At 69.5% G+C, this 1,934-nt stretch carries 2 protein-coding genes and 1 pseudogene; all 3 read left to right on the plus strand.

Translation table 11 applies throughout. The features are described from left to right. Positions 1 to 884: pseudogene (locus AB4Z01_RS36205) on the plus strand (amino acid deaminase); the annotation flags it as partial. 150 nt (positions 885 to 1,034) lie between these two features. Beyond that, positions 1,035 to 1,322: a GIY-YIG nuclease family protein gene (locus tag AB4Z01_RS36210; RefSeq protein ID WP_441701685.1), complete on the plus strand. Its 288-nt coding sequence runs from the start codon at positions 1,035 to 1,037 to the stop codon at positions 1,320 to 1,322. A gap of 187 nt (positions 1,323 to 1,509) precedes the next feature. Next, positions 1,510 to 1,934 (plus strand): MurR/RpiR family transcriptional regulator (locus AB4Z01_RS36215; RefSeq protein ID WP_441701687.1); only part of this gene is annotated, 425 nt, incomplete at its 3' end.

Consider the following 1,934-nt stretch of genomic DNA (forward strand, 5'->3'; position numbering starts at 1 on the left):
CGTTCTGCCTGGTCGATTCCGTCGTCGGGGTGCGCCGGCTGGCCGAGGCCGCCCGGACGACCCCGCCGCAGCGCCMGCTGGGCCTGCTGGTCGAGCTCGGCATGGCCGGCGGCCGCACCGGCTGCCGCACCGCCGCCGAGGCGCTGGAGGTCGCCCGCGCCGCCGCCGACGCTCCTGGTCTCGCCCTGCGCGGCGTCGAGGGCTATGAGGGGCTGGTCGTCACCAAGGACGCGGCGGCGGACGAGATCGCCGTGACCGGCTTCCTCGACCGGCTGGCGGCGCTGGCGGCGGAGATCGACCGCGCCGGGCTGTTCGCCGCCAACCTGCCTGCCGGCATGCCGGTGCTGCTGAGCGCCGGCGGCTCGGCCTATTACGACATCGTCGCCCGCAGGCTGGCCGAGGTCCGGCTGTCGCGCCCGACCCAGGTGGTGGTGCGCAGCGGCTGCTACCTGACCCATGATTCCGGCCAGTACACCCGGCTGTTCCAGCATGTCGTCCGCCGCATCCCGGCCGATTGGCGCCGCCACGGCGACCTGGAGCCGGCGCTGGAGGTCTGGTCGATGGTRCAGTCGCGGCCGGAGCCCGGGCTGGCCCTGCTGACCATGGGCAAGCGCGACGTGTCCTACGACATCGAGCTGCCGATCCCGACCCTGTGGCGCCCCGCCGGCGCCGCCGTCTCGCAGCCGGTGCCGGCCGGCGCCGTGCTCACCTCCATGAACGACCAGCACGCCTATCTGAAGCTGCCGGACGGCTTCGACCCGCAGGTCGGCGACCTGGTCTGCTGCGGCATCTCCCATCCCTGCACCACCTTCGACAAATGGCAGGTGATGATGGTGGTGGAGGACGACTACCGCGTCTCGGGCGCCATCCGGACGTTCTTCTGATGGGAACGAACCGCCTTCCCGCTCTTCCCAACCTGTCATGCCCGGGCTTGACCCGGGCATCCAGAGTCTGTCGAGACCCTCTGGATTGCCGGGTCAAGCCCGGCAATGACAATAATAGGATCGGGGACGGTATGGGGGAGCTACAGCCCCGTGCGGACGTACTACGTCTACATCATGGCCAGTTGGCGGAACGGGACGCTCTACGTCGGCGTGACCGGCGATCTGGCCCGCCGAGTGTATCAGCATCGGACGGGCGAAGTGGACGGCTTCACCAAGCGCTATGCGGCGAAGATGCTCGTCCATGTCGAGGCCTTCGACCGGGTCGAGAAAGCGATCCAGCGCGAGAAAACCCTCAAGCATTGGCCGCGCCGCTGGAAGATCGCTCTGATCGAGCAGGAGAATCCAGAGTGGCGGGATCTGTACGAGGATCTCACCTAGGCCAGAGCACTTCTGGCGATAGCTCCTGGATGCCCGGGTCAAGCCCGGGCATGACAGCTTTGGGTTTGGTTGAAGGGTTCCCTCATCTGTCATTGCCGGGCTTGACCCGGCAATCCAGAGACTGTCGCAGCCTTCTCCGGCTCCATCCCTGCAAGGCCAGCCCTTCCCACCTCCGCGAGCCCCTCTGATGGCCTATGTGGTCGACATCGTCTCGCGCCTGCGGCGGATGGAGGCCTCGCTGCGGCCGTCCGAGCAGCGGGTGGCGGAGGCGGTGCTGGCCGATCCCGGCTTCGCCACCCGCGCCAGCATCGCCGAGCTGGCGCGGCGCGCCCGGGTCAGCGAGCCCTCAGTCACCCGCTTCTGCCGCGCTTTGGGCTGCGAGAATGTGCGCGACTTCAAGGTAAGGCTGGCGCAGAACCTGGCCGTCGCCAGCCCTTATCTGGAACGGCGGCCGCAGGCGGGCGCGCCGCCGGACGATGTCGCCCAGTTGGCCGACCGGGTGCTGGACAGCGTGATCGAGGCGGTGACCGCCGTCCGCAACCAGCTCGACCCGCAGCCGCTGCGCCAGGCGATCGAGGCGATCGCGCGGGCCCGGCGGCTCGACATCTACGG

Origin of the sequence: Inquilinus sp. YAF38, from assembly GCF_052113205.1 — a bacterium.
Taxonomy (GTDB): Bacteria; Pseudomonadota; Alphaproteobacteria; order DSM-16000; family Inquilinaceae; genus Inquilinus.